Genomic DNA, 4,679 nt, shown 5'->3' on the forward strand with positions numbered 1-4,679 from the left:
GTGTTGCCGTGATAGGCCGCCTCGGTGACGATGATACCCTGCCGGCCCGTCCAGCCACGCGCCAGCCGCAGCGCCATGTCGTTGCTTTCACTCCCGGTACACATCATGACCAGCCGATTGAGCGTGTGCGGCAGCGTGTCCAGTAGGCGCTCGGCATAGCGATGAATGCCTTCGTGCAGATAGCGGTTGTGCACGTTAAGGGTCCCCATCTGCTCGGCGACCGCCTGGACCACGCGAGGATGGCAGTGGCCGATGGACGGCACATTGTTGTAGACATCCAGGTAACGCTTGCCTTGATCATCGAACAACCAGACCCGCTCCCCTCGTACGATGTGCAGCGGCTCCTCATAGAAGAGCATGGATGTAGGCCCTACCGTTTCCAGCCGCTTGCGTACCAGTGCGCCGATTCGCGCATCTGCCTTGTCGATGTGCGCCATGCTGAAGGCGTTCTGATCCAGAATCCCGCGTACCTTTTCCATCACGCCATCCTCACATTGTGGTGTCGTTGCAGATCATCAGGTAGGTAGCCATCGCGTACCGGATGGCCACGTTGTGTCATATAGCGCTGTGCCATCACCGCGGTATCGCGGCTGAAGTCACTGCCCAACGCCTGGCCTTCCTGGCTCTCCTGATGGGTTGCCAACCAGGCACATAGCAAGATGCGGCGAATCAGAATGAAGGTGTCGAGCATCGCCTCATCCGCTGCCGAGAATTCAGCAACCGAGCGATAGCCCTTGAGCCAGGCGTCCCGCAATTGCGGAACACAGGGGTCTGTCTCATGAAAGCTGATGGCGGCAGCGAAGTCATAGGCATACCAGCAGAAGCCACAATCATCGAAGTCGATGATCGACATGCCCTCTCCCGACACCAACAGGTTGGTCAGCCTCAGGTCGGCATGCACCAGGCCATAGCGATGGGGTGCCGTGCCGTATAACGCGATCTCTGACTTGATGTAGGGGATGGCCTCACTGATGGTGTGAGCCTCGTTCATCGTCATGCTGGGGGCATTACGCCAATCCCCCCATAGCCCTTGCGCAGAGATCATCGTCTCGAGATTCCAATGCTTGCGCACGAACCCTTCTGGCAACTGCCAACGACGACTGTGCGCATGCAAGGTCGCAGTGACAGCCCCGAGACGCTCGAACCATTCCGGCAAGCCGTCACCGATATCTGGCTCAGCCCCCGCTGCATGCTCAAAGGCCACCACCAGTAATGTCAGCTCGCCCACGGAAATGCTCAGCACAGGGCTCCCCGTCTTAGTCGGCAAAGGGGCTGGCGTGTTGACCTCGGTGGTCACCCGAATAGCGCGTATCCAGGCCAATTCAGACTCGATCTCTTCTCGGCAGTGATAGTCCGGCCGATGGACACGAATGATGATCTTGCGACCTGTCGCACTCTCCTCAGCGATGAAGGTCGCGTTCTCCGACAGGGTCAGGAGCGATACCTGAGCCTGTTTCGATAGGCCCCATTTCTCCAGACAGCGCGCCAACTCAATTTTTATTTGATTTGTAAGAGTGTCCGTATACATCTCACTACCTCGCTGACATCAGAAAGGCCGGGACGCTGCGAAATACTCACTGCCTCGCGATGTCACATGAAGGGCGGCCTCATTGTCGAAGCCATGCCCTCCTCGGCGATTCTTGTCCTTGTGGTCTCGGTGCCACTTCGCGGAAGAAACAGGCATGGGTATGCGAATCGATATTCCGAAACCCCGCTCCCTCTTTGAAGATGTGCGCGAAAGTTGCATGTACAGACTAACGACACAGCAAGGGAGAGCGTTATCAGCATCCGGCAAACCTTGCTTAACCACGAAAAACAATGAGTTACACGCGATATGCCACAATATGTGTCACTAGCAGGCGCAGACGATGCCACAGGGAAGAACAGGAAAGATTCACTCGCACCAGGCAAGTGCACGCGGGAGGCATGGGACGTCAATGAACAGGCCGGCAACCTGACCGATTGGTCACAGGAATATGAACAATACGGCGAGGGAAGATTCTATGGCCGTATCGATGAACTTCACCTGCCTCACATGCAGGTATTCAAGGAATACACCAGTCATGCGCTCGGGCAGCAATGTCATGTCTGGCCGGATTCGCTGTGGCTGGGCATCCCGGCAGCTCGGGTACCTTGCCGTATCAATGGCTACTCTCTGCAAACGCAGGACATCATGTGTCAGCCGGGAGACCATGACTTTGAACTGACCACGCCTGATGACTTCGCGATCTATAGTCTGGTGATACGGCGGGACTGGCTGGTGAACGTCGCGGGAGAGTCGGCACTGGCATTGCTGGAGGCAGACCCACAACAGGTGATGCGTCTGGAGGTATCATCCAAGACTCGGCAGGCCGCCACCTTCCTGATGGAATGCCTGCTCAAGCGTCAAAGTGCGGGGTTCGAGGTACAGGTCCACCAGGACATTCTATCTCTGGCAGTCAACACCATCCTGCACGAAAAGACCCCTCTCCCTGAGCGCTACCCGAGCTATCACCACCGGCGTCAAGTCGTCGCGAAGATACGTGACTACGCGAATGGCAGTGCTTCTGCCCCCATCAGCATCGACACCCTGTGTGACATCGCCCATGTCAGCCAGCGCACGCTTCACAACAGCTTCGTAAGCATTCTCGGTATCAGCCCGATGCACTTCATTCGCCTGAACCGCCTCAACCATGTACGACGTCGGCTATGTGACCCGGACAGCACCAGTACGGTGAGCCAGATTGCCAATGACTGGGGGTTCTATCACCTGGGAAAATTCGCGCAGGATTATCGTCATCTGTTTGGCGAGCGGCCGTCGGTGACGCTGTCACGTTATCGCGCCAACCCCATGTTGGAAGCGTGAAGGGGTTCAAGTGCACTGGGCACTTCAGAGATCTTCTCGGTAACCGATGATCTTCCATTCTCGTCGGGATGTCAGACCGATTATCAGTGACGAATCGAACAAGTGATATTTACCTCCCATCGACCATCTGCTAAATTTTGAGCATCGGGGCAAAATCCCCGATCGGGTTTGGCGACTCGAATAGCAAAAGGCGCACAAGCGCCCAGACCATGGTTGGCGCTTTTTTTGTGCCTGCCATGCGTTATGGCGGTCGTGCGTGGGAGACCTCCGGGTCTGCCGGTTTCCTTTTGCGCCGGTTCGCCAACCCGCGTACGGCCGCCCCCATCACTGTTTGGCGACAGCGGGAGCGGCTCCAATAGCAAAAGGAGCTTCAACCATGGTCATTCAGACTACGGCATCTCCGCGTAGCCCCGATCTGCCCACTCCCTATGGCGGCTACCCCGATCCCCCTTCCCAAGACTGTCATGCACGTATCGCTGGCGACTGCAGCGAGGTGCTGTCATGACCTCGAATTCTTCTCACACCATCCCAACAGCCTCATCTACTCCTCATATGCCCTCTGTTACGGGCAAGGCAATAGCCGAGTCTTCCAAAATGCCTGAGACTTCGGCGTCACACGACTCGTCACCTACCACCACCTCAGAGAATCAGCATCGCTCTCCTCCCCCTCACACCTCGAACTCTTCAACTTTCCAAGATTCCTCGACTGCGGCAGCTTATCGGCGGGGACAGCTGATCAAACAGCACTTCCAGCAGTGGTTGAAATCACTGAAGGATAAGCCGACCCATTTCACCAAAGTCAGCTGCCGTAACGAGCTGATGAAACATCCAGAGTTGGCAGGCTATAAGCCCATTATTGTCCTGCAGCGTGTCGGTGACCTGATAGATCGCTTGGTGATTGATGGTCACGCTGTCCAGTCCGATACCATCGGTAAACGTCGCCGCGTCTATCAACTCATCGATAGCACTTCGGAGCGCTCACCGGACATCCCACTGTCGAGCAATCGACAGGATCTTGCTACGTCGAAAACCGACAGCACATCGCATCTACCGCTCGATAAAGCACTGCAGGAACAACGTCGAGCCTTGAAAAAATCTATGCGGGCCGCGAAGGCGGAAGCCGAGCACCTCTATCAATTGGCAAAGGACTATCCAGAGGCGAAACCCGACATTGCTCCACTCCAGGAGGATGCGATTCAGCGCGCCTGCGAACTCCAGGGACAACTGGCCGCCGTGCTGGCGCTCTGTGCAAAACGCCATGCTGGAGGTGCCTCATGACGCCGCGTCAGATCAATCGATTACTGCCCTCTCTGACAAGCCCGACACTCAGAGCTTGGCAAGCGCGTTGTATTGAGACAGCGCTTCAACGCCTTTCGGATCAGCAGCCCCATTTCCTGTGCCAGGCCACCCCGGGTGCGGGCAAGATGCTGATGGCGGCCGTCCTGACTGAGGAGCTGATTCTCAACGGGAGCATTGATCACGTCATCTATCTGGGCCCCACCTCCGCCGTGGTGGAGCGTGCGCGTGAAACGTTTTCGCAAATTCTGGGGCGCCCCATGCAGGGCAGACTGGGAGATGTCGGTATCGCGCTGACCTATCAAGCGCTCAGCTTCCGCCTGGAGGAACTCAAGCAACTCTGTCGCCAAGGACGTGTCCTGCTGGTCTGGGACGAAAGCCACCATGCCGCCGGCGCGACAGCATGCGCCGCAAAAAGCACCTACACCAGCTCGGCAGCCGCCGGCGCCAATCAGTGGGGGTTGGCGCTCTTGGCATTGGAGCGCGATGTTCGCTTTACGCTCGCCTTGTCAGGCACTCCTTGGCGCACTGATGGCAG

Annotated in this window: 5 protein-coding genes; 3 read left to right on the forward strand and 2 right to left on the reverse strand. The window is 57.1% G+C overall.

What is annotated here, in order from left to right:
- Both AC4FAH_RS12685 and AC4FAH_RS12690 read right to left on the reverse strand, forming a co-directional pair.
- Window positions 1–479, reverse strand: a 479-nt coding sequence (locus AC4FAH_RS12685; RefSeq protein ID WP_483237421.1) for an aminotransferase class III-fold pyridoxal phosphate-dependent enzyme, incomplete at its 3' end; no start/stop codon positions are given.
- Window positions 479–1,528: a phosphotransferase enzyme family protein gene (locus AC4FAH_RS12690; RefSeq protein ID WP_175090749.1), complete on the reverse strand. Its 1,050-nt coding sequence runs from the start codon at window positions 1,526–1,528 to the stop codon at window positions 479–481. The genes AC4FAH_RS12685 and AC4FAH_RS12690, both read right to left, overlap by 1 nt.
- A 507-nt stretch (window positions 1,529–2,035) precedes the next feature.
- Here AC4FAH_RS12690 and AC4FAH_RS12695 point away from each other — a divergent pair.
- The 3 genes from AC4FAH_RS12695 to AC4FAH_RS12705 all read left to right on the forward strand — a co-directional run.
- The gene (locus AC4FAH_RS12695; RefSeq protein ID WP_490246145.1) at window positions 2,036–2,845 is read left to right on the forward strand and encodes a helix-turn-helix domain-containing protein; all 810 of its coding nucleotides are present in this window, start codon (window positions 2,036–2,038) and stop codon (window positions 2,843–2,845) included.
- Window positions 2,846–3,346: 501 nt separating this feature from the next.
- Entirely contained in the window at window positions 3,347–4,123 is a 777-nt protein-coding gene (locus tag AC4FAH_RS12700; protein ID WP_490246146.1) for a hypothetical protein, read from the forward strand.
- The coding region (locus AC4FAH_RS12705) for a DEAD/DEAH box helicase (protein ID WP_490246147.1) at window positions 4,120–4,679 on the forward strand (560 nt) is incomplete at its 3' end. The genes AC4FAH_RS12700 and AC4FAH_RS12705, both read left to right, overlap by 4 nt.

This window comes from Cobetia sp. (assembly GCF_983723665.1).

Coding starts and splice junctions, on each gene's coding strand:
- AC4FAH_RS12700 (WP_490246146.1), top strand. CDS start 3,347: ATGACCTCGAATTCTTCTCACACCATCCCAACAGCCTCATCTACTCCT.
- AC4FAH_RS12695 (WP_490246145.1), top strand. CDS start 2,036: ATGCAGGTATTCAAGGAATACACCAGTCATGCGCTCGGGCAGCAATGT.
- AC4FAH_RS12690 (WP_175090749.1), bottom strand. CDS start 1,528: ATGTATACGGACACTCTTACAAATCAAATAAAAATTGAGTTGGCGCGC.